Source organism: Microbacterium arborescens, assembly GCF_030369635.1.
GTDB lineage: Bacteria > Actinomycetota > Actinomycetes > Actinomycetales > Microbacteriaceae > Microbacterium.
On the sequence record NZ_CP128474.1, the window covers coordinates 3,184,122 to 3,209,605 of the forward strand.

27 protein-coding genes are annotated in these 25,484 nt (G+C 72.2%); 16 read left to right on the forward strand and 11 right to left on the reverse strand.

Annotation, left to right across the window (positions count from 1 at the left end):
* The first annotated feature begins 115 nt into the window (after positions 1 to 115).
* The gene (locus QUC20_RS15070; RefSeq protein ID WP_289330405.1) at positions 116 to 3,169 is read left to right on the forward strand and encodes a DEAD/DEAH box helicase family protein; all 3,054 of its coding nucleotides are present in this window, start codon (positions 116 to 118) and stop codon (positions 3,167 to 3,169) included.
* A gap of 147 nt (positions 3,170 to 3,316) precedes the next feature.
* Here the strand turns inward: QUC20_RS15070 and QUC20_RS15075 are convergent, their stop codons facing one another.
* The 7 genes from QUC20_RS15075 to QUC20_RS15105 are packed head-to-tail and all read right to left on the reverse strand — an operon-like array spanning position 3,317 to position 9,540.
* Complete coding sequence (locus QUC20_RS15075; protein WP_289331532.1) at positions 3,317 to 3,976, reverse strand: DNA-3-methyladenine glycosylase; 660 nt, start codon at positions 3,974 to 3,976, stop codon at positions 3,317 to 3,319.
* 35 nt (positions 3,977 to 4,011) lie between these two features.
* Entirely contained in the window at positions 4,012 to 5,442 is a 1,431-nt protein-coding gene (locus QUC20_RS15080) for a hypothetical protein (RefSeq protein ID WP_289330406.1), read from the reverse strand.
* Positions 5,432 to 6,391, reverse strand: coding sequence for a TIGR03943 family putative permease subunit (locus QUC20_RS15085; protein ID WP_289330407.1), 960 nt, complete (start codon positions 6,389 to 6,391; stop codon positions 5,432 to 5,434). Before QUC20_RS15085 ends, QUC20_RS15080 begins: the two co-directional genes overlap by 11 nt.
* Positions 6,384 to 7,403: a permease gene (locus tag QUC20_RS15090; RefSeq protein ID WP_120264064.1), complete on the reverse strand. Its 1,020-nt coding sequence runs from the start codon at positions 7,401 to 7,403 to the stop codon at positions 6,384 to 6,386. Before QUC20_RS15090 ends, QUC20_RS15085 begins: the two co-directional genes overlap by 8 nt.
* Positions 7,381 to 7,797: a Fur family transcriptional regulator gene (locus tag QUC20_RS15095; protein ID WP_289330408.1), complete on the reverse strand. Its 417-nt coding sequence runs from the start codon at positions 7,795 to 7,797 to the stop codon at positions 7,381 to 7,383. Before QUC20_RS15095 ends, QUC20_RS15090 begins: the two co-directional genes overlap by 23 nt.
* Before the next feature lie 10 nt (positions 7,798 to 7,807).
* Positions 7,808 to 8,689 (reverse strand): metal ABC transporter permease, encoded by an 882-nt coding sequence (locus QUC20_RS15100; RefSeq protein ID WP_120264062.1) that lies wholly within the window; start codon positions 8,687 to 8,689, stop codon positions 7,808 to 7,810.
* Positions 8,686 to 9,540, reverse strand: a complete 855-nt coding sequence (locus QUC20_RS15105) for a metal ABC transporter ATP-binding protein (protein WP_289330409.1) — start codon at positions 9,538 to 9,540, stop codon at positions 8,686 to 8,688. Before QUC20_RS15105 ends, QUC20_RS15100 begins: the two co-directional genes overlap by 4 nt.
* A gap of 72 nt (positions 9,541 to 9,612) precedes the next feature.
* Between QUC20_RS15105 and QUC20_RS15110 the strand changes: the two genes are divergently transcribed.
* Positions 9,613 to 10,458 carry a flagellin N-terminal helical domain-containing protein gene (locus QUC20_RS15110; RefSeq protein WP_289330410.1) on the forward strand — a complete coding sequence of 282 codons (846 nt, stop codon included), beginning with the start codon at positions 9,613 to 9,615 and terminating at the stop codon, positions 10,456 to 10,458.
* A gap of 97 nt (positions 10,459 to 10,555) precedes the next feature.
* Positions 10,556 to 11,617 carry a sugar-transfer associated ATP-grasp domain-containing protein gene (locus tag QUC20_RS15115; RefSeq protein WP_120264060.1) on the forward strand — a complete coding sequence of 354 codons (1,062 nt, stop codon included), beginning with the start codon at positions 10,556 to 10,558 and terminating at the stop codon, positions 11,615 to 11,617.
* 7 nt (positions 11,618 to 11,624) lie between these two features.
* Here QUC20_RS15115 and QUC20_RS15120 read toward each other — a convergent pair whose 3' ends face one another.
* Genes QUC20_RS15120 through flgN form a run of 4 tightly spaced genes read right to left on the reverse strand, consistent with a single transcriptional unit; the run spans position 11,625 to position 14,779 of the window.
* Positions 11,625 to 11,993 carry a flagellar assembly protein FliW gene (locus tag QUC20_RS15120; RefSeq protein WP_289330411.1) on the reverse strand — a complete coding sequence of 123 codons (369 nt, stop codon included), beginning with the start codon at positions 11,991 to 11,993 and terminating at the stop codon, positions 11,625 to 11,627.
* A complete protein-coding gene (gene flgL / locus QUC20_RS15125) occupies positions 11,990 to 12,871 on the reverse strand; it encodes a flagellar hook-associated protein FlgL (RefSeq protein WP_120264058.1) in 882 nt (293 codons plus the stop codon). Before flgL ends, QUC20_RS15120 begins: the two co-directional genes overlap by 4 nt.
* Positions 12,872 to 12,884: 13 nt before the next feature.
* The gene (flgK, locus tag QUC20_RS15130) at positions 12,885 to 14,288 is read right to left on the reverse strand and encodes a flagellar hook-associated protein FlgK (RefSeq protein WP_289330412.1); all 1,404 of its coding nucleotides are present in this window, start codon (positions 14,286 to 14,288) and stop codon (positions 12,885 to 12,887) included.
* An 8-nt stretch (positions 14,289 to 14,296) separates the two neighbouring features.
* The gene (flgN, locus tag QUC20_RS15135; RefSeq protein WP_120264056.1) at positions 14,297 to 14,779 is read right to left on the reverse strand and encodes a flagellar export chaperone FlgN; all 483 of its coding nucleotides are present in this window, start codon (positions 14,777 to 14,779) and stop codon (positions 14,297 to 14,299) included.
* Between the two features lie 234 nt (positions 14,780 to 15,013).
* On the opposite strand from flgN, the gene QUC20_RS15140 reads away from it, so the two are divergent.
* The 13 genes from QUC20_RS15140 to QUC20_RS15200 all read left to right on the forward strand — a co-directional run bounded on the left by QUC20_RS15140 (position 15,014) and on the right by QUC20_RS15200 (position 25,478).
* The gene (locus QUC20_RS15140) at positions 15,014 to 15,820 is read left to right on the forward strand and encodes a sigma-70 family RNA polymerase sigma factor (protein WP_259455302.1); all 807 of its coding nucleotides are present in this window, start codon (positions 15,014 to 15,016) and stop codon (positions 15,818 to 15,820) included.
* A gap of 91 nt (positions 15,821 to 15,911) precedes the next feature.
* Entirely contained in the window at positions 15,912 to 17,291 is a 1,380-nt protein-coding gene (gene fliD, locus QUC20_RS15145) for a flagellar filament capping protein FliD (protein WP_289330413.1), read from the forward strand.
* Complete coding sequence (fliS, locus tag QUC20_RS15150) at positions 17,288 to 17,665, forward strand: flagellar export chaperone FliS (protein ID WP_120264054.1); 378 nt, start codon at positions 17,288 to 17,290, stop codon at positions 17,663 to 17,665. The genes fliD and fliS overlap by 4 nt, the downstream gene beginning before the upstream one ends.
* Complete coding sequence (locus QUC20_RS15155; protein WP_289330414.1) at positions 17,662 to 17,922, forward strand: hypothetical protein; 261 nt, start codon at positions 17,662 to 17,664, stop codon at positions 17,920 to 17,922. The genes fliS and QUC20_RS15155 overlap by 4 nt, the downstream gene beginning before the upstream one ends.
* A 110-nt stretch (positions 17,923 to 18,032) precedes the next feature.
* Positions 18,033 to 18,374 carry a flagellar basal body rod protein FlgB gene (locus tag QUC20_RS15160; RefSeq protein ID WP_289330415.1) on the forward strand — a complete coding sequence of 114 codons (342 nt, stop codon included), beginning with the start codon at positions 18,033 to 18,035 and terminating at the stop codon, positions 18,372 to 18,374.
* A complete protein-coding gene (locus QUC20_RS15165; protein WP_289330416.1) occupies positions 18,371 to 18,763 on the forward strand; it encodes a flagellar basal body rod protein FlgC in 393 nt (130 codons plus the stop codon). Before QUC20_RS15160 ends, QUC20_RS15165 begins: the two co-directional genes overlap by 4 nt.
* Entirely contained in the window at positions 18,763 to 19,068 is a 306-nt protein-coding gene (fliE, locus tag QUC20_RS15170) for a flagellar hook-basal body complex protein FliE (protein ID WP_120264050.1), read from the forward strand. Before QUC20_RS15165 ends, fliE begins: the two co-directional genes overlap by 1 nt.
* Positions 19,068 to 20,693 (forward strand): flagellar basal-body MS-ring/collar protein FliF, encoded by a 1,626-nt coding sequence (fliF, locus tag QUC20_RS15175; protein WP_289330417.1) that lies wholly within the window; start codon positions 19,068 to 19,070, stop codon positions 20,691 to 20,693. Before fliE ends, fliF begins: the two co-directional genes overlap by 1 nt.
* A complete protein-coding gene (fliG, locus tag QUC20_RS15180; RefSeq protein WP_120264048.1) occupies positions 20,690 to 21,691 on the forward strand; it encodes a flagellar motor switch protein FliG in 1,002 nt (333 codons plus the stop codon). Before fliF ends, fliG begins: the two co-directional genes overlap by 4 nt.
* Complete coding sequence (locus QUC20_RS15185; RefSeq protein ID WP_289330418.1) at positions 21,681 to 22,298, forward strand: FliH/SctL family protein; 618 nt, start codon at positions 21,681 to 21,683, stop codon at positions 22,296 to 22,298. The genes fliG and QUC20_RS15185 overlap by 11 nt, the downstream gene beginning before the upstream one ends.
* Positions 22,295 to 23,629 (forward strand): FliI/YscN family ATPase, encoded by a 1,335-nt coding sequence (locus QUC20_RS15190; protein ID WP_289330419.1) that lies wholly within the window; start codon positions 22,295 to 22,297, stop codon positions 23,627 to 23,629. The genes QUC20_RS15185 and QUC20_RS15190 overlap by 4 nt, the downstream gene beginning before the upstream one ends.
* Positions 23,626 to 24,066, forward strand: a complete 441-nt coding sequence (locus QUC20_RS15195) for a hypothetical protein (RefSeq protein ID WP_289330420.1) — start codon at positions 23,626 to 23,628, stop codon at positions 24,064 to 24,066. Before QUC20_RS15190 ends, QUC20_RS15195 begins: the two co-directional genes overlap by 4 nt.
* Entirely contained in the window at positions 24,063 to 25,478 is a 1,416-nt protein-coding gene (locus QUC20_RS15200; RefSeq protein WP_289330421.1) for a flagellar hook-length control protein FliK, read from the forward strand. Before QUC20_RS15195 ends, QUC20_RS15200 begins: the two co-directional genes overlap by 4 nt.
* Positions 25,479 to 25,484: the final 6 nt, after the last annotated feature.

The following is a 25,484-nucleotide window of genomic DNA, read 5'->3' on the forward strand; positions in this document are numbered from 1 at the left end:
CTGGAGTGCGCGCAGACAAACAGTCAGTCTAGCACGCGACGGCGTGTCGCCTTGACCGCGCACGGGTTCCGCTGGCCGGGGATGCCGCTCCCTGCCGCTCTGACATACTGCCGCTATGTCGTCGGAGGTCGATGCTCCCCTCCGGCGGTGGCGGTTCGACGGGAGGCTGCGGCACTACCAGGCGGACGCGCTCGAACGTGTCGACGCGGACGCCCCGGGGCCTCTCCACATCGTGGCTCCCCCGGGCTCGGGCAAGACCCTGCTCGGCCTTCTGCTCGCGATGCGGCGGGGGCGGCGGACCCTCGTCCTCGCCCCGACGATCACCATCCGCGACCAGTGGGCGGTCGAGGCGCGGCGCCTCGCTCCCGCCGCCGCCGACGTCTCGACCACGAGTGATGCGCCGGCCGCACTGACGGCGCTGACCTACCAGTCGCTGAGCGTGCTCGACGGCGAGAACCCCCTCGCGGCCGTGGCTCACGACCGCTGGCTGGGTGAGCTCGAGACGGACGGACGGTCGACGGATGCGGCATCCGCCTGGCTCGACGCTCTGCGCTCGGGCAACCGTCGCGCCTATGCCGCGGGCATCGCCCGGCGCTCCCGCACCCTGCGGCGCCGCATCGCCCAGGAGGATCCGGATGCGCTGTCGCGAGCGCTGCATCCCAACGCCCGCGCGCTGATCGAGCGCCTCGTCGAGCACGGTGTCGACACGGTCGTGCTCGACGAATGCCACCACCTGCTCGACCACTGGGCGCTCGTGGTCGCGGCGCTCGTGACACGCCTTCGCGCTGCGGGGCGGGCTCCGCTCGTCATCGGCCTGACGGCGACGCTCCCCTCGCCCGACGACGGCAACGCCTACGACAACTACACGTCGCTGCTGGGCGGCGTGGACTACGAGGTGCCGATCCCCGCGGTCGTCCGCGAGGGGAACCTCGCTCCGTATCGTGAGCACGTGCGGTTCGTGGAACCGTCGACGGACGAGCTCGCGTTCCTCTCGGGCGCGGCGACCGGCCTCGGTGTCCTCATCCGCTCGACCTTCACGCGCGGCGACGGGGCCGACCACCTGGTGAGGATGCTCCAGCCGGCACCGGATGCCGCGGCCGATCACGGCGACGCGGCTGCCGCCGGGACGGGCGCCGCCGTATCCGGCACGGCAGCCGGGTCGTCGGCCCGGGCCCTCGCTCCGCCGCCGGCCCCGCCGGCACGCCGCGCGACGGACGAGAGCGCGACGGACGAGAGCGGGACGGATGTCGACATCCGACTGTCGCGCGCGTTCGCCGACGACTTCGCGGCGGCCGAGGCGGCCGCCGCGATGCTCGCCACCGTCCATCCCGACCATCCGCTCGTCGCCCATCTCCCGCTCGCGGCGCGGCGACCGCCGACGACGGAGGAGGCGCTGCGCCTGCTGGGACGCTTCGCGCTCGACCGCATCCTGCCCGACCCGTCGGCACGCGAGCGATGGGAGCGGATCCGGGCGGCCCTCGCCGACTTCGGGTTCTCGCTGACTGATCGGGGCCTGCGCCGCACGCGCGACCCGATCGACACGATGCTGGCCTCGTCACTGTCGAAGGACCGTGCGGTCTGCGACATCCTCCGGCTCGAGCGCGATCGGATCGGGCCTCGCCTGCGCGCGCTCGTCGTGTCGGACTTCAGCGAGCACGGCAATCGACACGGCGGGCTGATCGGCCGGGCTGGCGCAGTGCGGACCTTCGACGTCGTCGCAACGGATGCCGCGACCGCCGACCTGCGCTGCGTGCTGGTGACCGGATCGACGACGCGCATGGCGACGCGCCACGCCGCGACGCTGTCAGCCGCCTGGTCGGCAGCGCTCGGCATCGAGGTGACGGCGGTCGCTGTCGCGGAGAGTCCGGCGGTGTCGGAGATCTCCGCGCCCGGCGTCGGTGCTGCAGGATTCGTCCGAGCCGCCTCGATCCTTCTGGCGCGGGGCGAGCTCGATGTCATCGTCGGAACGCGCGGACTGTTCGGCGAAGGGTGGGACTGCCCCGCCGTGAACACGCTCATCGATCTGACGTCGGTGGCGACGGCTCCCGCGACGCAGCAGCTGCGGGGCCGCGCGCTGCGCCTGGATCCGGGCTGGCCGGAGAAGGTCGCGCACATCTGGACCGTGACGGCGATGCTCCCGCCCGAGTCGCCCATCTTCGCCGCGCCCGACCTGTCGCGGCTGCGCCGCAAGCACGAGCGGCTGTGGGGTGTGCACCGCGACGATCCGGAGCGCATCGTCCGCGGGCTCGCCGGGGTGTTGACGTCCGATCAGCGCCGCCTGATCGCGGCGGGCCCGCGGCCATCGGCGCACGCGCTCGACGGACTGACGGTCGTCGATCCGCGGGAGCACACGCGCGCCCTCTGGCGTATCGGCGATGACTACCTCGATCGAGAGTCGACGGATGCGCTGGTCGTGCGGCGCGTGAACGCTCCGACGTTCCGGACGCGCCTCCGAGCGGATGCCGCGCTCGGTGTCGGCACAGCGGCAGCAGGCGTCGTCGCCGTCATCGGGCTCGCTCTCATGATCGTCGGCGGGGCCGGGGCGCTGGGACTCGCGGGTCCCGTCGCCGGCGCGGCGGCCCTGATCGGGGCCCTGACCGCGGGGGCTCCCGTCGCTCGGGCCTGGTGGCTCGCCCGGCGCGCACACGCGGACGCTCCGGAACTGTACCGGCGGATGGCCGGCGTGGTCGTGGCGGCATTGCAACGATCGGGACGCCTCCGCGACGCCGCGACGCCAGAGGTGGTCGTCGCGCGGCCGGCGGGTGCCAGCGGCATCCAACATCTGGAACTGCGACTGACGCACGCTTCCCTCGATGAGCAGCGCGTGTTCGCCGCCGCGATGGCGGAACTGCTCGGCCCGGTGAAGACACCGCGATTCCTCCTTCAGGTGGATGCCGGCGGGCGGACACCGATCGTGCGGTGGCTGCTGTGGCGCGCGGCCCGGACCGGATCGTCGAGCGGTTCGGGCGGCTCGCAGTTCCTGCCGGTGCCTGCGGCGTTCGGCATGGCGGGACCGCGGATCCGCGCGTTCGCCGACGACTGGCAGCGGGTCGTCGGCCCGTGCACACTGCACTTCGTCGACAGCCCGGATTCGCTCGCTCTCCTCGCGAGGTCTCGTCGCGCAGGGGCCGTCGCCGACGACCTCACGGTCGTCACCCGCTGGGACTGACAGCCCCCTCCCCCCTCACCCCTCCCCTGCCGCGCGAACCGACGCGAACGGCGCCTTATCCGGTGCTGACACGACCATTCGCGTCGGGTCGTCGCCGGGCGCGCGGCAGCGGGCGCGCGGCAGCGGGCGCGCGTCAGCGGGCGCGCGTCAGCGGGCGCGCGAAGCGGCTTCTGCGGCGCCGCGGCCCCACCGGAACGGCGAGACCGTCGGGTCACCGGCGATCCAGAACCTCCAGGGGAACGCGTCCGTTCCCGCGACGCCGGCGACGCCCACACGCGGGCCGGCCACGACCTCCGGCTCCGCGACATCCGGAAGATAGAGGCGGGCCGTGGCGCCGGCGCGCTCGACGCCCGCGACCGCGTCGATGCCGTCGTGGGCGGGATATCGGAGGCCGATGGCCTGGCCGAGCCGTCCGGGGCCGCGGGCGAGGTCGCGCGGCGTGCGGGCCGCAGCGCGCCTCACCTGCGCGACATCCGCACCATCGACGATCTCCGCGGCGCGCAGCAGCACACCGCCGGCGACGCCCGCGGGGCCGCAGACGACGTTGACACACGAATGGATGCCGTGACTGAGGTACACGTACAGATGCCCCGGTTCGCCCCACATCGTGGCGTTGCGCGCGGTCCGCCCCATGCGCGCGTGCGATCCGGGATCGGGCAGATCACCCGTGTCGCGCCCGTGGTACGCCTCGACCTCGGTCAGCCGGGCCACGACCCGTGCACCGTCGACCGCGACCTCGAGCAGACCGCCGAGCAGCCGCGGCGCGACGTGCACCGGAAGTTCCGCGAGCTCCTCACGCGTCGCCAGGTGGAACCCGACGGGAACCCCACCCCCGCCGACGCTCACGGCCGTGGCGCGTTCTGGCACCACGAGATGTCGAATCCGCTGAGCACCGACGCCTCCTCGCCTGTGCCGAGGTCGACGATGTGGGTCTGCACTCGCTCGGGCAACGGCAGCGCGTAGGCGTCATACGGATTCGAGACCGCGTCGGGGGCGATGAGGAACGCCGCGTAGCGGCTGCTCGGTGAGACACACGTGTGCAGCAGCAGGTCGTCCGGCGCGACGGTGAACACGTCACGCGTGGCCCCGTCGGCGCCGACGACGGCAGCCGAGGTCGACAGCACCGTGAACCCGTCGAGGCGGGAGAGCACGCGCAGCGTCTGGTCGGCGTCGCCCGGCAGCGCCGTGACCGACTGGGTCTCACCGGCAGCGGCATCCGCGGCGCTCAGCGGCCGCTCCTCCGCCGTCGCCAGATCGATCGCCACGAGCCCGGTAGCGCGCTGCACGATGGCCTCCGTGGACCCGCGGGCGATGCCGTCGATCGTGATCGCATTGCCGAGCGACACCGGTTCACCGCCCGCAGCGGACACGAGGGTCAACGCGCCGTCGAAGCCGAGCAGCAGCACGGCATCCGTCCCCGGCACGAACCGCCAGTCGTCGACGCGCGCGTCGCCGCCCGCGAACTGCAGCTGCGCCGGCTCGTCGTCAGCGCTGGCCTCCGTGAGCGACGCCGTGAACAGCGCGCTCTCGAGACCACCCGACGAGCCGATACCCGCGTCGGTGTACGTGTAGCCGATCAGATCGCCGCGATCGGCGGTCTGCAGGTTGGTGACGAACCCGCGTCCGGGCAGGGCGAGCTCGCGCGCCCCCTCGCCGTCGCGATCCGTGACGATCAGCGTCGAGACGCCCTCGTCGTCGGCCGTCACGATCGCGAGATGCGTCGACGTCGCCCGGAAGTCCTCGATGTGCGGATCCGCGAACACGGGCACCGCGTTCGCGCCGTCGAGTCCCGTGCGGAAGATGGTGTCTTCGGCACCACCGCGCTGCAGGATGTAGGTCTCCAGCGCCGGCGTCGAGAACGACTCCTCGAGCGTGGCCGCCGGTCCCCCGCCCAGCCCCTGGACCCCGTCGACCCGCACGGTGTAGTCGGTCGCATCGCGCAGCGGCAGGGTGAAGCGGATGCCGATCTGTCGCCCCGACGTGTCGACGGTGAAGTCCGCCGCCGGCTCGATGTGCACCTGCGCGGGATCGACCTCTTCGAGCGACTGCGTCGTGGTGATGATCAGGCGCGACCCCGCGGACTCGATGCCGGCCTGCGGATCGACGCTCGTCGACGTCGCACGCGGTCCCTGCACCGTCGTCAGGACGCCGCCGGCCGCACCCACGAGAGCGAGAGCGCCCACGACCGCCGCCATCGCGACGACGAAGCGCCGCGATCGCCGCTCGCGCGACCGTCCTCGCCGCGACATCCCGTCCGTATCCTCAGTACTCATACGGGTCCTCGGGCTCGCCGACGGTCTGCACCCCGGTGGCCTCGACGACGAGCGCACCGTCGCGGTCTCGGATGACGCCGGTGACCGTGACCCACTCCCCCGTCGCGGGGATGTCGGAGGCGTCGCCGATCGGGATGCTCGCGGGCTGCGCGTCGATGACGCAGTGGGTGATGACGAGCCGGGTCAGCCCGAAGCCCCCCGAGCTCGACGGCGTGACGAAGCCGGTCAGGCTGATCTCGTCACCCTCGAACGCCTCCGGGTTCGTCGCCGTCGCGAAGACGCTCGCCCACTCGCCGACACCGAACGACGACGTGTCACCCGTCGTCGCGAGGGCGACCGTGTCGGCGCCCTGGAAGAGCGGCGGCGTGCCGGTGTCGCGCGACATGGCGAGCTCGGCCGACAGCGTCGCGGGCGGCGTCACGAGCACCACGGCCACGATGCCGGTCGCGAGCAGCCCACCCGTTCCCGCAGCAGCGGAACCCAGCATGAGCCGCCAGTCAGGGCGAGGGCGCACGGGCGTGACGGCAGCACCCGGCGCGGCCGTGTCGCCGGCGAGGGCGGCGGCGTCGGGTCCTGCGAGGACCGCGGCGCGGGCTGCGCGACGGCTGGTCGGCGGTGCGTCCTGGTGCGCGGACTCGTGCGCGGACTCATGCGCGTGCTGGTGCTCGTGCTCGTGTGTGTGCCCGGCGCCGTGGCCGTGCAGGTCGCCGTGCCCGTGCAGCTCACCGTGGTCGTGCCCGTGGTCGGCCTCGGCCCCGAGCGGCAGCGCGAAGCTCACGACGGTGCCGATGAGGCCGAGCACCGACATCCCGACGGCGAACCACGCCGACTCCGGGTTGATGTAGAGCCCGATGCGCCCCGTGAGGGCGAGGGTGACCGTGATGGCCGCGAGCGCGGCGGCGAGCCCGACGCCGAACAGCCGGGTCAGCAGAGCCGATGACTTAGGCAAGGAGATTCACCATCCCTCCCACGGCGATCGCGAAGAGCACGACGATCACGACGAGCGCGACCAGCACGCGCGAGCGGAACGTCGTGCGCATGAGCGCGAGCATCTTCACGTCGACGAGCGGACCGACGAGCAGGAACGCCACGATCGAGCCGGGCGTGAAGGTCGAGGCGAACGACAGCGCGAAGAACGAGTCGACGTTCGAGCAGATCGACACGATCATCGCGAGCAGGATCATCGCGAGGATCGACAGCGCCGGGTTCGAGCCGATCGCGAGCAAGGTATCGCGCGGCACCAGCACCTGCACGGCGCCGGCGATCGCCGAGCCGAGGATCAGCGCGGGCATCACCGCCCGCAGCTCGACCACGAACTGAGCGAGACTGCGGCGTCCCTTTCCGCCCGGATCCTCGGCCGCGAGCTCGCAGGCCGCGAGGAACCGATCGGTCAGCAGGCCGTCGGGATCGGGATGACGCGAGTACAACCAGCCGATGAGGTTCGCGACCGCGTACCCGCCCAGCAGACGCGCGATCAGGATGCCGTCGTCGAAGCCGAACGCCTGGTGGGTCGTGATGATGACGATCGGGTTCACGATGGGCGCCGCGATGAGGAAGGTCATCGTCTCGGGAACCGAGAAGCCGCGGATCATGAGCCCGCGCGCGAAGGGCAGGTTGCCGCACTCGCAGACGGGGATGAGCATGCCGAGCAGCGACAGCACGGCGCGACGGGCCCACGCGCGGCGCGGCATCCAGCGTTCGATGACGCCCGGCGGCACCCAGACCTGAACGATGATCGACAGCGCGACGCCGAGCAGGACGAACGGCAACGACTCGATGAGGACGCTCAGCCCGAGCGTGACGCCGTCCTGCGCGCGGGTCGGCAGCGACGGCCCCGGTGCGAGTGCGGCGATGGCGACGAGCACAGCGACGACGGCCGCACCGATCCCGAGCGCGACGGCCGAACGCGTCGCGGGAGATGGCGCGAGCCGTGCGGTCTTAGGCGCCGCCACGCTTCTCATCGGTTCGGGCTGCGGAGCACGCGGCGCAGACGCCGAAGATGTCGACGATGTGCTCGGCCTGCGTGAAGCCGTTGGCGGCGGCGGTGCGGTGAGCCCACTCCTCGACGTCGGACGCCTGGATCTCGACCGTGAGTCCGCACGAGCGGCAGATCAGGTGATGGTGGTGACCGTCGCTCGAGCAGGCCCGGTAGATGGCCTCGCCCTCGGGGCTCTGCAGCTGGTCGGCCTCGCCGGAGGCGGCCAGGGTCGCGAGGGCGCGGTAGACCGTTGCCAATCCGATGCCGGTGTTGTCGTCGCGCAGCGACGCGTGGAGGTCCTGGGCCGAGACGAAACCGCGGGCGTCGGACAGCGCCGTGCGCACGCGCTCGCGCTGCCAGGTGTTCCGCTGAGCCATGGCGGCGAGTCTACTCGGCGCGCCTCGGCGTCGGCTGGGTGCGGAGCACTCTGCCGCGGCGGGCGCCGACGATGCGGCACACCAGGTAGATCGTGAACGAGATGGTGGTGATGTAGGGGCTCACCGGAAGCGTTCCGGCGACCGCGAGCAGGATGCCGCCGACGGCCGACACCACGCCGAACAGGGCCGCCAGCAGCGGTACCGCGAGGGGACCCGTCGCCACACGCACCGCCGCGGCGGCGGGGGTCACGAGCAGCGCCATGACCAGCAGCGCACCGATGATGTGCACGGCGACGGCGACGATGAGGCCGAGCAGCAGCATGAACCCGAGCGACACGGCCACTGTGGGCACCCCGCGCGCCGCGGCCGACTGCGGATCGAGCGAATCGAAGCGCAGCGGGCGCCAGATCAGGAGCAGGGCGATGAGCACGAACGCGCCGATGCCGATGAGCCATCCGAGCTGCCCCGACTGCACCGAGACGATCTGCCCGGTCAGCAGGCTGAACCGGTTGGCGCTGCGGCCGTCGTAGAGCGAGAGGAAGAGGATGCCGAGGCCCAGGCCGAACGGCATGAGCACGCCGATGATCGAGTTGCGGTCGCGTGCCCGCGAGCCGAGCCACCCGATGAGGGCGGCGGCGATCATCGACCCGACGATCGACCCCGTGACGACATCGACGCCGATCAGCAGGGCCGCCGCCGCGCCCGCGAACGAGAGCTCGCTGATGCCGTGGACGGCGAAGGCCATGTCGCGCTGCAGCACGAACACTCCGATGAGGCCGCCGACGAGGCCGAGGACGGCCCCCGCCCAGACGGAGTTCTGCACGAGAGCGAGGATGTCGCCGTAGACGGGGAGCCCGCCGAACATCGCGTCGCCGATGTCGCCCCAGTTCATGCGTGGTCTCCGTGGTCGTGGTGGTGGTGCGAGGCGTCGGCGTCGGGGGCGCCGACGACGACCAGACGATCGCCCGCCCGCAGCACGAAGACCGGCGCGCCGTACAGGTCGGTGAGCACGGGCGAGGTCAGCACGTCCTTCGGGGTGCCGAGCGTGAACCGGCCGTTCGCGATGTAGAGGATGCGGTCGACCTTGCCGAGCACCGGGTTGATGTCGTGCGTCACCAGCAGCACGCCGGCGCCCGACCGTCGGTGCTGGTCGATGAGACCGACGACGGCTTGCTGGTTCGCCAGGTCGAGGCTCGTGAGCGGTTCGTCGCACAGCAGCAGCTGCGGGTCGTCGGCGAGAGCCTGACCGACGCGCAGGCGCTGCTGCTCGCCGCCCGAGAGCACACCCACGGGACGGTCGGCGAACGCCGTGGCGCCGACGCCGTCGAGCAGACGGTCGACGCGCTCACGGTCGCGCTTGCGCGGAAGCGGCAGACCGAACCGGTGCCCGTCGACGCCGAGGGCGATGAGGTCGCGGGCGCGCAACGCGGTGTCGCGCGGCAGCGGGCGGGCCTGCGGCAGGTAGCCGATCGACCGGTTGCCCTTGTGCTTGACCGGCCGGCCGAGCGCCGTGATCGACCCCTCGCTCAAGCGCTCGAGCCCGAGGATGGCGCGCAGCAGCGTCGTCTTGCCGGAGCCGCTCGGACCGAGGACCGCGATGAGCTCGCCCGGCTCGACCGTGAGGTCGAGTCCGCTCCACAGCTCGCGCCCGGAACGCCGCAGCGCGGCACCACGGATATCGAGCAGGCTCACCGGGTCAGCGTACCCGCCTAACCGATCCGCCGAGGTGGTCGATAGAGGCATCCAGGAGTCCACGGACGGACTCCGGGAGCCCAGGACGGGCTCCCGCTCATCCCAATCACGGAGGAATGAACCATGGGAATGCAGATCGCCACCAACGTGGGCGCGCTCAACGCGTACCGCAACCTGTCCAGCACGCAGAACGATGTGTCGAAGTCGCTCGAGAAGCTCTCGAGCGGTCTGCGCATCAACCGCGCCGCGGACGACGCCGCCGGCCTCGCGATCTCGGAGGGCCTGAAGTCTCAGGTCAACGGGCTCAACGTGGCTTCGCGCAACGCTCAGGACGGCATCTCGGTCATCCAGACCGCTGAAGGCGCCCTGACGGAGGTCCACTCGATCCTCCAGCGCATGCGCGACCTGGCTGTCCAGGGCGGCAACGGCTCCAACAACGCGGACTCCCGTGCCGCGATCACCAAGGAGGCCGGTGAGCTCAGCCTCGAGCTGCGCCGCATCGCCGAGTCGACCAACTTCAACGGCATCGACCTGCTCAAGGGCGGCGAGCTGACCTTCCAGGTCGGCGCCGGCGGTACCGACAACGACGCGATCACGATCAACCTGGCGAACGTCGCGACCGCGGTCGGCACGCTCGCCTCTGCCGACGGCACCGCCGTCGGTGCCGGTTTCGCGGTCACCGACAACGCGACCGCACGCACCACCATCGACACGATCGACACGGCGATCACCGCGATCTCGACCGCCCGGTCGAGCCTCGGTGCGTCGCAGAACCGCTTCGAGTCGGCCATCAACAGCCTGAACGTGTCGGCGGAGAACCTGTCGGCGGCCAACAGCCGCATCCGCGACACCGACATGGCGGCCGAGATGGTCAAGTACACCGCGGCGAACATCCTTTCGCAGGCGGGCACCGCCATGCTCGCGCAGGCGAACCAGGCCAACCAGGGCGTGCTCCAGCTGCTCCGGTAAGCCTCGCGACGGTGGGTCCTGCGCCGCCCGACGCAGGACCCATCGCCGTCGCGGGCGCACCGCGGGAACGCGCCTGAGAGAACTGACGAGGAACCCGATGACATCCCCCCGAACCCTCACGCCCGGCCTCCCCTTCCTGTGGGAACGGGCGCGACGCGTGAACCCGAGCAGCCTCGTCGCCCGCGCGCGGCGGGCCGGGCAGCGGCACGGCCGCAGCACGCTCGGCGTCGTCGTCGACATGCTCTGGCAGGCCGGAGTGCGCGGTGTCGGGTTCCAGGACTACATCGACTACGACTTCGCGATGCTCACCCGTGCCGAGCGCGCGACCTACATGACCAGCCCCGTCTCGCACCGCCTCGCGGTGCGGTTCGACGATCCGGCATACCGTCATCTCTTCCACGACAAGATCGCCTTCAACGACACCTTCGCGCCGCACCTGCAGCGCGAGTGGCTGGTCGTCACCGACGACAACGCCGACGATGTGCGCGCCTTCGCGCTGCGGCACGGAACGATCGTGACGAAGGAGCCGTTGGGCCGGGCGGGCCTCGGGGTGCACCGCTACCTCGCCCGCGACGTCACCGACTGGACCCGGTTCCACCGCGGACTGCTCGAGCGCGGCGAGACGCTCGTCGAAGAGGTCATCCGCCAGCACGACGAGCTCGCGGCCCTCTGCGCCGGCACCGTCAACACGACGCGCGTCACGACGTACTTCGATGGCGAGCGCACGCACGTGCTCGCCATGGCGCAGAAGTTCGGCCGCGGCGCCGTGAGCGACCAGAACGCCTTCGGCGGCTTCTACGCGATGCTCGACGAGACCGGCCGGGCGACGGGCGACGGCTACGACTCGAACGACCGCGTGTACCCGACGCATCCCGACAGCGGCATCCGCATCGCCGACTTCCGCCTGCCGATGTTCGACGAGGTGCTCGACTTCGTCGACCGGCTCGCGCGCGTCGTGCCGCAGGTGCGCTACGTCGGCTGGGACATCGCTGTCTCGCCGACCGGCCCCGTGCTCGTCGAGGGCAACTGGGCGGCGGGCGTCTATGAGAACAAGCCGAGCGCGACCGGCATCCGCACGGGCCACAAGCCGCGTTACCTCGCCGCGATCGACGCGGATGCGGACGTGTCGGCGACGCCGCTCGCGCGCGCCGTGGCCTGAGCGCGGCTCAGCTCAGCAGAGCCCGGACGGGCAGATCCTGGCCCTCGAGGATGACCTGGGCGGCGACGCCGGTACGGCGGTTGATCACGACGGGCGCGAGGAGATTGACCCCGATTCCCTCATCCGTCATCCGAGCCACCACGAGCACGCGGGCGTCGGCCGACTCGGCGAGTCCGAGGTCGGCGACGTGCGCGTCGGAGAGCGTGGGCGAATAATCGTCGACGACCGCTCCGGGATCGACGGCGAACAGCCGCACCCCGGGATCGTCGGCGGCCGTCAGCGTGAACAGCCCGCCGCCGCCCTCGACCTCGTCGAGGGAGAACGACGTGTGCGGTGACAGTCCCGGCGGGGGCGTCACGAACTCGAGAGCGCTCATCGGAGGAAGTCCATCAGCGTCGGCTGCATCACCCGGGCGGTGACGGCCAGGGCGGACTGGTAGACGAGCTCCTGCGACTTCAGGGCGACGAGCACCTCGACGGTGTCGATGTCTTCGATCGCCGCGCGCTGGGCTTCGAGGGACACCGTCGCGTCTGCCGCCGCGTCTTTGGCTCGCATGATCTGATTCTGCCTCGCCCCCACCGTGCCCTGCACCCCCAGCATCGCGTTCATGCGGTCATCGATCTGGTCGATGCGGCCGCGCACGTCCGCTCCGCCGCGCAGATCGGCGACGATCGATCCGATCAGCGCGAAGACCGAGTCCTCGCCCGAGCCGAACACCTCGGCGCCGCTCGCGTCGACCCGCACCGTCTCGCCGTCGGCGACACGTCGGCGCACCTCGCTGCCCGGCACCCCCGCAAAGGCGAAGTCGGGCCCGAAGGCGCTGCCTTCCGCGGTCCCGGCGAACACCGACCGTCCGAGCAGCGTGGTGTTCGCCTGAGCGAGCAGCTCGTCGGCGATGGTCTCGAGCTCGAGCGCGATCGCCTCGCGGGCGTTGGCGTCGAGCGCCCCGGAGTTGGCACCGCGCAGCGTCAGGTCTCGCGCTCGCCCGAGCAGCGACGTCGACGCCGAGATGGCGTTGTCGACGGTCGTCACCCACGTGAGACCGTCGCCGATGTTGCGCGCGTACTGGTCGTTCCGGCGCTGCGCGGCGTGGAGGTCGAGGGCGGCTGCCGCCGCGGCCGGATCGTCGGACGGAGCGGCGAACGCCCGCTGCGAGGTCGCCTGGTTCTGGAGGCGGGCGAGGTCGCTCAGACCCGATTGCAGATTGCGCAGGGCGGACTGGGCGAGCGTCTGCGACGTGACTCGGCTGATCATGGCGCTCCGGGTGTCAGCGGCCGACGAGGCCGGTGCGGTTGATGAGGACGTCGAGGGCTTCGTCGACGGCGGTGAGGACGCGGGCGGCCGCCTGGTACGCGGTCTGATACGTCAGCAGGCTCATGGTCTCCTCGTCGTTGTCGACCCCTGCGACCGACTGCTGGGCCGCCGCGGCGGCGACCGCCGTCGTCTCGGCGCGCGCCGCCCGTCCCGACTCGGCGGATGTCGCGACCGCGAGGCGCGACACGACGTCGCTCCAGAGCGCGTCGGGTCCGTCGGACCTCTTCCCGATGCCGGAGAGGGCGTCGGCGTTGCCGCCGTCGAGGGCTCCGGCGCCGGGAGCGGCGATCGCCAGTTCGTCGCGGCCCCGGGGCACGACGCTGAGTCCGAGCGCGGCGGGCGCACCGGCTGCGACGGCGAAGAAGTCGCCGCCCGGCGCTCCCGATGCGGTCGACCCGAGACGGTGCTGGGCGTTCACGGTCGCCGCGAGAGAGCTCGCGAGCTCGTTGTACGAGGCCGCGAGCCCGGCCAGCACTCCCCCGGACTCCGCGGGCGCGAGCACGGACAGGGTGCCGGCCAGTTCCCCGCTCGAGACGCCGACCGGCGGGGCGCCGGGCTCACGCCAAGCGAGTACGACCGGCTCACCCGCACCGATCGATCGGGGTCCGGTGACGTCCAGCTCACGAGCGCGCGTGCCCGATACGAGGGCGTTCCCATCGACCCGCAGGGTGAGGGTGCCGTCGGATTCGACCGTGCCGACGGCACCGGAGAGCCGCGCGACCGTCTGCGCAAGCAGGTTCCGTCGGTCGATGAGCTCGTTCGCGGAACCGCCCGCGACGCCGACCTCGCGGATGCCGGCATTGAGCTCGGCGATCTCGGCCGCGGCGGCGTTGATCTGATCGACCGTCAACTCGGCGGCGTCGCGCGCCGACGACCACTGCTCGGCGACGGAACGGTAGCCGTCGGCGATGCGTGCCACGAGCGTCTCGCCCCGTGTCACCACCGCAGCCGCCGCCGCGGTGGAGTCCGGAGCATTCGACAGGTCTTGCCACGCGGTCCACAGCTGCGAGAGCTGATCGGCCAGACCGTTCTTGCCCGGCTCGGCGAGCGACGCCTCGGCGCGCACCGCGGCCTGCGCCCGCGCGGACCAGTACCCGGATGCCGCGAGGGTGTCTCGCACTCGCGCGTCGAGCACGGCATCGCCCAGGCGCGCGATCCCGTCGACGGAGACGCCCTGGCCGGCGACCGGCCCGAAGCGCGTCGAGCTCGCCGGGGGCGCGACGGCGGAGGTCTCGAGGCGCTGCCGCGTGTAACCGGGTGTCAGCTGGTTGGCGACGTTCTGCCCCGCGAGATCCATGCCGCGGCGCGCGGCGGCGAGCGCGCTCGCCGCCGTTCCCAACCCGCTGAATGTCGACATCTGCGTCCTCACATCTCCCTGTCGACGATGCGCGCGGTGTCCTCGCGGACCCGCCCACCGCCGGTGGTGTACTCGCCCGTGCCGGATTCGAGCCCGGCGAGCGTCTCGTCGACTGCGCGGCTGGCTGCGCGCAGGTGCGTCTCGTTCGCCTCTTTCAGCTGCGAGACCTCGGCCATGCGCTCGGTGAGCGCGGCGCGATGCTCGGCGAAGACATCGCGCCAGGTGCCCGTCGGCGCCGAGTCGAGCAGCTCCGCGAGTGTGGCGGCTTCGGGGACGCCCCACTCGCGTGCCACCGCGGCGACCTCGACGTCGCGGCCCAGGCCCGACTCGCGCAGTTCTTCGAGCACGCGCTCGATCTCGCGTGACGCGAGATGGATCCACCGGGTGTTCCCGGCTTCGAGCAGCAGACGCTGCTCCTCGAGTTTGAAGATCAGCATCTCGAGCAGTTCTCGCTCGCGCCACAGCTGCATCGACAGTTCGTTGGCTCCCACGGTTTCCCCCTTACCTGAGCAGCCCCCCATGGACCGCATCGAACGACTCGCTCTTCTGACGAACCGTTCTGAAGCGATCATCCTCGACTATCGGCGCATGAGTCGATCACGTTACTTCTGCTCAGGATTCCGTATGAGATCTTTCTCATTTTGCTTATGATGGCCTCAGCCGGCGTGACGGCTTCCGCGAATTCGGGCCGCGGGAGCGGGTGCACGCCACGAAAGAGGCCCCCTTTGCACATCCTCGGTCACGCGGAACGCAATCGACTCATCGAAGAGAACCTGCCCCTCGTGGGCTATCTGGCGCGCGATCTCCACTCGCGGGCCACGCACGTGCCGTTGGAAGAGCTCGCCTCGGTCGGAGCGCTGGCCCTCGTCACGGCCGCGGACGCGTTCGACCCCGCTCTGGGCGTCCCCTTCGGCGCCTACGCGCGGCGGCGCATCCTCGGCGCGTTCGCGGATGAGATGCGTTCGATGGACTGGGCGTCGCGCGGCATCCGCAAGCGCATCAAAGAGACGACGGCCGTACGCGATACCTTGACCGCACGCCTCGGCCGCGTCGCCGGCGTCGACGAGATCGCGGCCACCATGGGCCTGCCCCGCGCCGCAGTCGTCGAGGCTCTCGACGACGCCGCGCGCACGGTCACGAGCATCGACGACGCCACGGCGCTCGAGGTGCCGAGCGCGATGGTCCTGCCCGACGAGGCCGCCGTGCTCCGTGAGCGGCGCGAGGTGCTCGAACGCGCCGTCGCGGCCCTGCCCGAGCGCATGCGCGCCATCGTCCAGGCCGTCTACATCGACGAGCGCCCCGTCAAAGAGATCGCGGCCGAGCTCGGCGTCTCGCACTCCGCCGTCTCGCAGCAGCGCGCCGAGGCCATCCGGCTGCTCCGCGACGCGCTGGAACGATTCGTCGCCGAGGAACAGGCCGAACCCGTCTCGCGCGTGTCGGTCGAGACACGCGAGGCCTACTTCGCCCGGATCACCGCGATGCTGCCCCGCAGCGGCCGGGGCGTCGCGCCCGCGGCATCCGTCGCGCTCTGACATCCGTCCCGCTAACGCACGCGCCCGCGCGGCCGATAGAGCGAACGGACGGCGCGCACGCGGCCGCACGGATGAACGACAGGACGGGCAGATGGCGATCTCGATCGACGGCCTCGCCTCGAAACTCGACACCAAGGCGATCATCGACGCGCTCATGAACGTCGAGCGCCTGCCGCGCACGATCCTCAGCGCCAAGTCCGACGACCGCAAGGCCGTCATCGCGCAGCTGCAGGCGCTGAACGCGTCGCTGCAGTCGCTGGCGACGAAGGCGAAGGATGCCGCCGGCCCGACGGCCCTGCTGCACCGGAAGGCGACGAGTTCGGACGACAGCCTGACGGTGACGGCATCCGCGGGGGCGCCGGTCCTCCGGGCCGACGTCGTCGTCGACCGCGTCGCCACGGCCCACAGCATCGTCACGGGGCCGTTCGGCTCCGCCGCGGACGACCCGCTCGTCTTCACGGTGGTCGGCACCGACGGCAAGCCCGTCGAGGTCCGACCGACGTCGGGTGCGGCCGCGGACATCGCGCACGCGCTGAGCGCAGCCGGCACCGGCATCACGGCGTCCGCGGTATCGGCGGGGGTCGACGCCGACGGCCAGGCGCTGTGGCGCCTGCAGATCACCGCCACCGAGACGGGCGCGGAGAACGCGTTCCAGGTGTTCCGCGGCGACGCCGCCGCGGTCGCTGCCGGCACAGCGAGCGATCTCGCCTCGGAACCCGCATCGGCGATCGTGACGGTCGGCACGGACGCGCAGGTACGGCTGTGGGCCGGAACCGCCGCGGAGCAGACCGTGACCTCGGCGAGCAACACCTTCACGTCGCTGTTCGCCGGCGTCGACGTGTCGGTGACCCGCGCATCGGCCACCCCGGTGTCGGTGACCGTCGCCGCGGACGCCGACGGCAGCGCCGCGGCCGCGAAGGCCTTCGTCACCCAGATCGGCACGCTGCTCGCGGGGATCGCCCGCGGGTCGACCGCGACCACCGCCACGACGCCCGGCGAGCAGACCCGACTGGGCGTCTTCACCGGCGACAGCACCGTGCGCGCCCTCCACCAGGCTCTCACCGGTGCGGTGCAGCTGCCGCTCGACGGGGTCGCTCCCTCGACCATGGGGCTGAGCGTCGACCGCTGGGGCGCGTTGACCTTCGACGAGGAGGCGTTCACGAAGGCGCTGGCGGACGATCCGGCCGGGGTGCAGCAGGTCTTCGCCGGCGTCGCCGCGCGGGTGCAGGATGTCGCAGACCGCTACTCCGACAAGTACGACGGTCTGCTCACGGCACGCATCACCGGACAGGAGTCCGAGGTGAAGATGCTCGGCGAGCAGCTGACGCGCTGGGACCTCCGGCTCGAGCAGAGACGCGCGACCCTCGAGCGGACCTACGCCGCGATGGAGACCATGCTCTCGAGGCTGCAGACCCAATCGTCGTACCTCGAGTCGCAGCTGTCGGCGATGTCGGGAACGGGCAACAAATGAACGCCGCCCTGCGCGCCCAACAGCGCTACCGCGAAGAGACGATCCTCTCGGCCAGCCCGTCGCGCCTGGTCACGCTCCTGTTCGACCGGCTGCTGCTCGACGTCGAGCGCGGCGAGGCGGCGCAGCGCGCCGCGGACTGGCAGACCGCCAACGATCAGCTGCAGCACGCCCAGCGGATCCTCGTCGAGCTGACCGGCTCGCTCGACGACAGCTGGAGCGGCTCGGCGGCACTCCGGACGGTGTACGACTACATCACCCGCACGCTCATCGGGGCGAACATCGGGCGCGACCCCGAGCGTACCCGCGAATGCCGCGACCTCATCGCGCCGCTGCGCGAGGCGTGGCACGGCGCGGCGGAGGCGATGCCCGCGTGACGTGGGCCGACCTGCTCGACGGGCTCGAGGCGGAGCTGATGGGCGACCCCGCCGGCGCCCTCCCGTGGCACCCGCCCCCCGGGCTCGGCCCGCTCCCCGCGCATCTCGAGGACCGGGCGCGGGCGGTCGTGCGCGCGCAGGCCGACCGGTCGCGGCAGCTGCGCGCCGAGCTCGACACCGTCCGCGGGCACCTCGACGCCATCGACCGCATCCCGCAGCGGCATCCCGACGCCGTCTACCTCGACCTCGACGGCTGACCGCGCTCGCGGCTTACGCCGTCGCTGCGGCGGCCGATAGGTGATGCTGAGCACGGATCGCTCATCCATCGGCCAGGGATCGGCCACATCGTTCGACGGAAGACGCCTTCGTGCTCGAATCTGTGACCACCACCGCGCTCACGAGCGCCCTCTCGGGCCTCGCGGAGCGCCAGCGCGCCATCGCGGACAACATCGCGAACGTCAACACCTCCGGCTACCGGGCCAAGGTCGTCAGCTTCGAGAACGCCCTGGCCCGCTCGGTCGAACGCGGCGACGGCGCCGTGACGGCGACCGTGCGCGAGTCGACCGCCGCCACACGCCTCAACGGCAACAACGTCAATCTCGACACCGAGACCCTCGCCAACATCGAGGCGGTGCTGCGGTACCAGTTCGCCGCGCAGGCCGTCGGCGGCACGTTCAGCTCGATGCAGACCGCGATGAGGACCTCATGACCTTCGACGCCATCGGCATCGCCGGGTCGGGCCTGACGGCCCACCGCACCTGGCTCGACGCCCTCAGCGACAACATCGCCAACATCAACACCGCGGTCGCGCCCGGCGACGACGCGTTCCGCCAGCGCTACATCGCGGTCGAGTCGGCCGGCGATCCGGGCGGCGTTCGCGTCGCCGGCGCCGTGTGGGGCGGCGCGGAGGGCCGGCTCGTGCACGAGCCGAACAACCCGCTCGCCGACGCCGACGGCTACGTCCGCTACCCCGACATCGACCTGGGCGAGCAGATGAGCCACCTGATCCTCGCGCAGCGCGGGTACCAGGCCAACGCGGCGGTCGTCGACCGCGCCAAGGCCACCTACGAGGCCGCCCTGCAGATCGGACGCCGCTGATGCCGCCGCTGTCGGGCATCGACGCGCTGGGCGCGGCTGCATCCGCCCTCACCTCGAGCACCCGCGCACCCCAGCAGACCGGCGGCGCCGACTTCGGCGCGAGCATCACCGGCGCGGTCGACGAGCTGCGCGCGATGCAGTCGACGTCGAACGAGCTGGCCGTCGCGGCCGTCACGGGTGACCTCGACGACATCCACTCCGCGATGATCGCGTCGTCGCGCGCCTCGGTGACCCTCGAGCTCATCGCCGCCGTACGCAACAAGGGCGTCGAGGCCTTCAACGACATCATGCGGATGCAGGCCTGATGCCCGCCGCCGTCACCTCGCTCTGGACCCGCCTGCGCGCGACGATCGCCGGGTTCACCCTCGCCCAGCGCACGATCGCGATCATCGGCATCGCGGTGCTCGCGATGGGTGTGTTCGCCCTGGCGAGCTGGATGTCGCGTCCGACCCTCACCCCGCTGTTCTCGGGGCTGTCGGCCTCCGACGCCAGCGCTGTCGTCGAGCAGCTGCGCTCCGGCTCGATCCCCTACGAGCTGACCGACGGGGGCTCGACCGTGCTCGTGCCCGAGACCGCCGTCTACGAGCAGCGCCTCGCGGCCGCGGCGGCCGGCCTGCCCAGCGCGGAGTCATCGGGGTACTCGCTGTTCGACAAGATGGGCGTGACGAGCTCGGAGTTCCAGCAGTCGGTCACGTACAAGCGTGCGATCGAAGGCGAGCTCGCCCGCACGATCGGCGCTCTCGAGAACGTGACGACGGCCTCGGTCCAGCTCGCCCTGCCCGAAGAGAGCGTGTTCGTCTCGCAGAAGATCGAGCCCACGGCATCCGTGTTCATCGAGACGTCCCGCGGGGTCGCCTTGCCACCCGAACAGGTCGAGGCCATCGTTCACCTGACCTCGGCGGCCGTGAGCGGGATGAAGCCCGAGAACGTCGCGGTCGTCGACGCCGCCGGCCGCACCCTCTCGGCGATCGGCGGCGATGCCACGCGCAACGCCGACCAGCAGGCCGGGGCATACGAGACCCGCATGGCCGCGAGCGTGCAGCAGATGCTCGACACCGTGCTCGGCACCGGCAACGCGACCGTCTCGGTCGCCGCCGAGATGCAGCAGGCCGCGACCGAGCGCGTCGACGAGACCTACACGCCGGTCGAGGGCGCCCTGCCGGCCACCGAGGAATCGAGCACCGAGAGCTACACGGGCACGGGTGGTCAGACCGGCGTCCTGGGCGCGGAGCTGCCCGCGGGCGTCGGCGGCGCCGGCACCTACGAGTCGACGCAGACGAACCGGTCGAACGTCGTGAACAAGACCGTCGAGAGCACCTCGACCCCGGCGGGGTCCGTCGCGCGGCAGACCGTCGCCGTCGCGGTCAACGCCGACGGCACCGACGTCGTCGACGTCGCTCAGCTCGAAGCCCTCGTGATGTCGGCCGCCGGAATCGACCGCGCCCGCGGCGACCAGGTGACCGTCGAGCTCGTCGCGTTCAGCGATCAGGGCGCCGCGGCCGCCCAGGCGGCTCTCGACGCCGCTCGCGAGGCCGAGGAGTCCGAACGCTCCGCCGAGACGCTCCGCACCGCGATCGTCGCCGCCGTCGTCGTGCTCGGGCTCATCGGAGCGACGATCGCCGGTATCGTCATCGTCCGCCGCCGTCGCGCGGCCGCCGAGGACGAGTCGGTGCTGACTCTGACCCCTGTCGACGAGCCGCTCGACCGATTCGACGCGCTCACCCGCGGCCTCGCGACCCCGCTCCTCGACGAGGCGCCCACGGTGCCGCTGCCCGCGATGGCGGTCGACCCGGAGCCCGAACCCGACCCGGAGCCCGTACAGGTCGCGCTCGACCGCCGTCGCGCCGAGATCGGCGACTTCGCCCGCCGCGACCCCGCCCGCACCGCCGACCTGCTGCGCCGGCTCGTCCGGGACTCGACCGACGCATGAGCGAACTCACCGGAACCCAGACGGCGGCCGTGGTCATCATGAACCTCGACCGGGCGCAGGCCGTCGAGGTGCTCAAGCACCTCTCCGACGACGAGGCCGAGGCGATCGCGGCGGAGATCATCCGGCTGCGCGACCTCGACCTCGAGACCACGCGCGATGCGCTCACCGATTTCCAACGGGTCGTTCGGGGACACCTGCCGCCCGTCCGCGGCGGACGCGACCTGGCCACGGGTCTGCTCGAGGCCTCGCTCGGTCCCGAACGCGCCGCGGGGGTGCTGACGAAGGTGTCGTCGTCGATGACGAGCTCGTCGTTCGAGTTCCTCACCGCCGTCGAACCGGCCCAGGTCGCGAGCATCCTCGACGGCGAGCTTCCCCAGACCGTCGCGCTCGTCATCGCGCATCTGCCCGTGGAGCGCGCGGCGGCCGTCCTGGCCGAGATCACCGACCCGGCCCGCACCGACGTCGCCCAGGCGATCGCGACGATGGGGACCGCGTCGCAGGATGCCGTCGCAGTCGTCGCAACCGCGCTGCGCGCGCGCTCGGGAGCGCTGACCACACGCGATGCCCGCGAGACCCTCGGCGGCGTGCAGCCCCTGGTCGACATCATCAACCGGTCGGATGCGACCGTCGAGAAGGCGCTGCTCGCGAGCATCGAGGCGCGCGACAGCGCTTTGGCCGAAGACATCCGCTCGCGCATGTTCACCTTCGCCGACATCGTCGTGCTCGACGACCGTGACGCGCAGCGCGTTCTGCGTGGCATCGACGTGCGCGTGCTCGCCCTCGCGCTGAAGGGCTCGTCGGGTCCCGTCGCAGACGTCATCCTCCGCAACATGACCGAACGCAACCGCGAGGCGCTGCAAGAGGAGTCGCGCCTGCTCGGCACCGTGCGCGTCTCGCAGGTCGAGGAGGCCCGCGCGGCGATCGTCCGGACCATCCGCGAGCTCGAGGCCGCCGGCGACATCCGGGTGCAGCGGGTCGAGGAGGAGTATGTCGTCTGACGCCTTCACCCGCCTCGAGATCCCTCGACTGTCGGGGCCGTCGCTCACCGACGAACGCGACCGGGCCCGCGCCCGCGGTCACGCTGCCGGGTACGCCGAGGGGATGCGGCTGGCCGCGGCCCACGCCGCGCGGGAAGCCGCCGAACGCGACGCGCGCGAGGCTGCCGCGACCGCGTCCGAGCGCGCACGCGTGGCCGCCGCCATCGCTGCGGTCGAGCGCGCATCCGACCGGTTCGACGCCCGCGCGGCGGAACTGACCGCCCCGGCGGTCGCGGACCTGCACGCGATGGCGATCGAGCTGGCGCAGGCGATCGTCGAGCGCGAACTCTCGGATTCCGTGCGGTCGGCGCTCACGACCGCGGCTCGGATCGAGAACGCTGTGGCTGACGTCGAGGCTCCGGAAGTGCGCGTGGTGCGACTCAACCCTGCCGACGCGGACGTCGTCACCTCTGCCCTCGCCGAGACGCTGCCGCGATCGGTGGCGTTCGAGGTCGACCCCGACCTGGCGCCCGGCGACGCGACGATCCGACTCGCCGACGGTGCGATCGATCTGCGGATCGCAGCCGCGTTCGCGCGGGCCCGCCGTGCCCTCGAGGAGCGCGCGTGAGCGGGGGCTGGCCGGCGGTCATCGAGGCGGTGAGACCGATCCGGACCGGCGCGGTCTCGCGGATCGTCGGGCTCGGTGTCGACATCCGCGGCGTGCACGGGGCGGTGGGCGATCTCGTCGAGCTCGGCGGGCAGACCGGCGGTGGGGCCATCGGCGGTGGGACCCCCGGCATACCCGCGGAGGTCGTCGCCGCCGACCGCGGCGTCCTGCGCTGCATGCCGCTCGGAGTCACCGACGGGCTGCGGGTCGGCGACCCGGTCCGCGCCCTCGCCGGCCGTGCCCGAGTGCCGGTCGGATCCGCTGCGCTCGGGCGCGTGCTCGACGGCCTGGGTCGCCCCATCGACGGGCGCGGCCCCCTCGTCGCCCCGCGCGTCGACCTCGACCATGCGCCTCCCTCTGCGATGGGGCGCGAACGCATCACCGACCCGCTCATCACCGGGGTCCGCGCGATCGACACGCTCACCCCCCTCGGCCGCGGCCAGCGCGTGGGCCTGTTCGCCGGGTCGGGTGTCGGCAAATCGTCGCTGCTGTCGATGATCGCGCGCGGGTCGTCGGCCACAGCCAACGTCATCGCCCTCGTCGGCGAGCGCGGGCGAGAGGTGCGGGAGTTCCTCGAAGACGACCTCGGCCCCGACGGTCTCGCCCGCTCGGTCGTCGTCGTCTCGACATCCGATCAGCCGGCCATGGCGCGGCTGCGGGCCGCGTCCACCGCGACACGCATCGCCGAGTCGTTCCGCGACGAGGGGCAGCACGTGGTCCTCATGATGGACTCGCTCACCCGAGTCGCCATGGCCCAGCGCGAGATCGGACTCGCCGCCGGCGAACCGCCCGCGACGCGCGGCTACCCGCCCTCCACCTTTCCCGTGCTCGCGCGTCTGCTCGAACGCGCCGGCACCGATTGCCGCGGGTCGATCACGGGCATCTACACGGTGCTCGTCGAGGGAGACGACCACAACGAACCCGTCGCCGACACCGTGCGGTCGATCCTCGACGGGCACCTCGTGCTCGATCGGACGCTCGCCGTCACCGGCCATCACCCGGCGATCGACGTCCTGGGCTCGGTGTCGCGGCTCGCCGGCAAGGTCGCGACCGGTGAGCAGCGCCGCCTCGCGACGACGCTGCGGTCGGTGCTCGCCGCGCGCCAAGAGGCGCAAGACCTCATCGGTGTCGGCGCGTACCAGTCGGGAGCGAACCCGCGGGTCGATGCCGCCGTGGCGTCCGCGCGCGCGATCGACGCCTTCCTCCGCCAGGATCTCGACGACCGCTCCCCCGCGGGCGAGTCGTGGCGCCGGCTCGGCGAACTCGTCGCATCGTTCGGAGACGTCTCATGAAGCGCGGCTTCCCCCTGGCCGGACTGCTGCGCATCCGCGGCATCCAGCAGCGCGCCGCCGCAGCGCACCTCTCGCGCGCGGCGATGGAGCAGCAGCGCACCGAGGCACGTGACCGGCAGCTGCGTGCAGCGCTGACGACGTCGGCCGACACCCCGGGCGACGTCCGCACCCTCGCGGCTCTCGCCGCCAGTCGTGCGGCCGCCCGCAGCCTGCTGACCGACCTCGACACGCTCCGCAGCGCGCAGCGCGACGAGGTCGACGCGGCGCGCGCCCGGTTCACCGACGCCCGTCGGGCGGAGCAGGGCATCGAACGGCTGGCCGACGCTTTCCACGATCGAGAGCGCGCGAGACGGGATGCCGCCGAGCAGGCCGTGCTCGACGAGGTCGCGCTGCGCTCGACGGCTGACGACTATCCGGCACCGGAGGAGACGTCGTGAATCTGTGGGGAATCACCCCCGGGGCGACGGTCGCGGTCGCGCGTCCTCGCGGCGGGCCGAACGATGGCGGCGACGACGGTGCGGTGGCCGCGGATGTCTTCGCGCTCGTACTCGCCGGACAGACCGCGACCGCGCCGATGGGCGGCGAGGACGCCTCCGGGGTCGGTCGGGATGTCGCCGGGCTCGGATCCGAGGTCGAGGCCGGGGTCGGGTCCGGGGTCGAGGCGGCGACCGGGGAACTCGCGGCGATGGCCGCGCCCGCGGCGCCTCGGGCGGGTTCGAATGCAGCCGGCGTCGGGGATGCCGGTGTCTCCGGCGATCCGGTGGTCGGGAGTGCGATCAGCGGGAACCCCGTCGTCGGAGACGCCGTCAGCGGGAACACCGTCAGCGGGAGTGCCGTCAGCGGAGACGTGATCGCGGAAGAGGCAGGGGCGACGGCCACCGCGAAGGATGCTTCCGGGGTCGCTGCCGACCCGAGCCTGATCCCGTCTTCCGACGTCCCGCAGCTCGGGGCCGACCGAGCGGGAGCGGCAACGCGAGAGACCGCCGTGGCGGCGACGTTCTCGGCAGCGGTGACGGAAGCGACGACGGCATCAGCAGCAGCAGGGGCGACAACAGCGACGGCAGGAGCAGCGGGATCCGGCACGACAGCAGGCGCCGGCGCGGATGTGCGCACAGCGTCGGTCGTCGTCGCGTCCGAGGCCACGGATGCGTTCACCTCCGACGCGGCGAGCGTTCAGCCCGGCGCCCCCGAGGCCCCGCAGGCCACGCGAGTCGACGCGGCCTCGCCGTCGACGCCTACGCCTCCTGCGGGCGTGACCGCGGCATCCCCTGCTCCGATACCGACGCCGACGCAGCTCGGATCGGCACCATCCTCCGCGGCCGCACCTCCCGCGCCGACGGCCGCGCCGCCTCTCGCACCGCAGCTGCGCGCGCCCGTGCTGTCACTCGTCACCGCCGAGCCCGGACGTCACGCCATGGTGCTGCGCGTCTCACCCGAGAGCCTCGGACCGATCACCGTCACGGCGCACATCTCCGGATCTGCCGTCACCGTCGAGCTCGCCACCGGCACGCCGGCGGCGCACGAGGCGATCCGCGCGCTCCTGGGCGAGCTGCGGCGCGATCTCGCCGCGCTCGCACCCTTCTCGTCCGTCAGCCTCGCCGCGGGCGACGACCCGTCGCCGACACCGTCGTCGCTGCCGACCGTCGGCCACCAGGCCACACCGAGCGGTCCGGGCGGTTTCGGCGCGCAGACATCCGGAGGCGGCTCGTCCGGCGGAGCATCCCCGCAGACCCCCGGCGTGCACGGCAACGAGCACACCGGTCGTGCGTCCGACCCCGACGACACCGGCATCGCCGTGCCCCACCGCCCCGCGCCTCTCGAGGCCGGCCGCATCGACCTCTACGCCTGAATCGGA

Excerpts from the sequence above, each read along its gene's own strand:
- QUC20_RS15165 (WP_289330416.1), top strand. The coding sequence starts at position 18,371 with ATGACCTTCGACGCCATCGGCATCGCCGGGTCGGGCCTGACGGCCCAC.
- QUC20_RS15095 (WP_289330408.1), bottom strand. The coding sequence starts at position 7,797 with ATGGCTCAGCGGAACACCTGGCAGCGCGAGCGCGTGCGCACGGCGCTG.
- QUC20_RS15120 (WP_289330411.1), bottom strand. The coding sequence starts at position 11,993 with ATGAGCGCTCTCGAGTTCGTGACGCCCCCGCCGGGACTGTCACCGCAC.
- fliE (WP_120264050.1), top strand. The coding sequence starts at position 18,763 with ATGCCGCCGCTGTCGGGCATCGACGCGCTGGGCGCGGCTGCATCCGCC.
- flgK (WP_289330412.1), bottom strand. The coding sequence starts at position 14,288 with ATGTCGACATTCAGCGGGTTGGGAACGGCGGCGAGCGCGCTCGCCGCC.
- QUC20_RS15090 (WP_120264064.1), bottom strand. The coding sequence starts at position 7,403 with ATGAGAAGCGTGGCGGCGCCTAAGACCGCACGGCTCGCGCCATCTCCC.
- QUC20_RS15070 (WP_289330405.1), top strand. The coding sequence starts at position 116 with ATGTCGTCGGAGGTCGATGCTCCCCTCCGGCGGTGGCGGTTCGACGGG.
- QUC20_RS15195 (WP_289330420.1), top strand. The coding sequence starts at position 23,626 with ATGAAGCGCGGCTTCCCCCTGGCCGGACTGCTGCGCATCCGCGGCATC.
- fliD (WP_289330413.1), top strand. The coding sequence starts at position 15,912 with ATGGCGATCTCGATCGACGGCCTCGCCTCGAAACTCGACACCAAGGCG.
- QUC20_RS15105 (WP_289330409.1), bottom strand. The coding sequence starts at position 9,540 with ATGCCTCTATCGACCACCTCGGCGGATCGGTTAGGCGGGTACGCTGAC.
- fliS (WP_120264054.1), top strand. The coding sequence starts at position 17,288 with ATGAACGCCGCCCTGCGCGCCCAACAGCGCTACCGCGAAGAGACGATC.
- QUC20_RS15080 (WP_289330406.1), bottom strand. The coding sequence starts at position 5,442 with ATGAGTACTGAGGATACGGACGGGATGTCGCGGCGAGGACGGTCGCGC.
- QUC20_RS15100 (WP_120264062.1), bottom strand. The coding sequence starts at position 8,689 with ATGAACTGGGGCGACATCGGCGACGCGATGTTCGGCGGGCTCCCCGTC.
- QUC20_RS15185 (WP_289330418.1), top strand. The coding sequence starts at position 21,681 with ATGTCGTCTGACGCCTTCACCCGCCTCGAGATCCCTCGACTGTCGGGG.
- QUC20_RS15115 (WP_120264060.1), top strand. The coding sequence starts at position 10,556 with ATGACATCCCCCCGAACCCTCACGCCCGGCCTCCCCTTCCTGTGGGAA.
- flgL (WP_120264058.1), bottom strand. The coding sequence starts at position 12,871 with ATGATCAGCCGAGTCACGTCGCAGACGCTCGCCCAGTCCGCCCTGCGC.
- fliF (WP_289330417.1), top strand. The coding sequence starts at position 19,068 with ATGCCCGCCGCCGTCACCTCGCTCTGGACCCGCCTGCGCGCGACGATC.
- QUC20_RS15110 (WP_289330410.1), top strand. The coding sequence starts at position 9,613 with ATGGGAATGCAGATCGCCACCAACGTGGGCGCGCTCAACGCGTACCGC.
- fliG (WP_120264048.1), top strand. The coding sequence starts at position 20,690 with ATGAGCGAACTCACCGGAACCCAGACGGCGGCCGTGGTCATCATGAAC.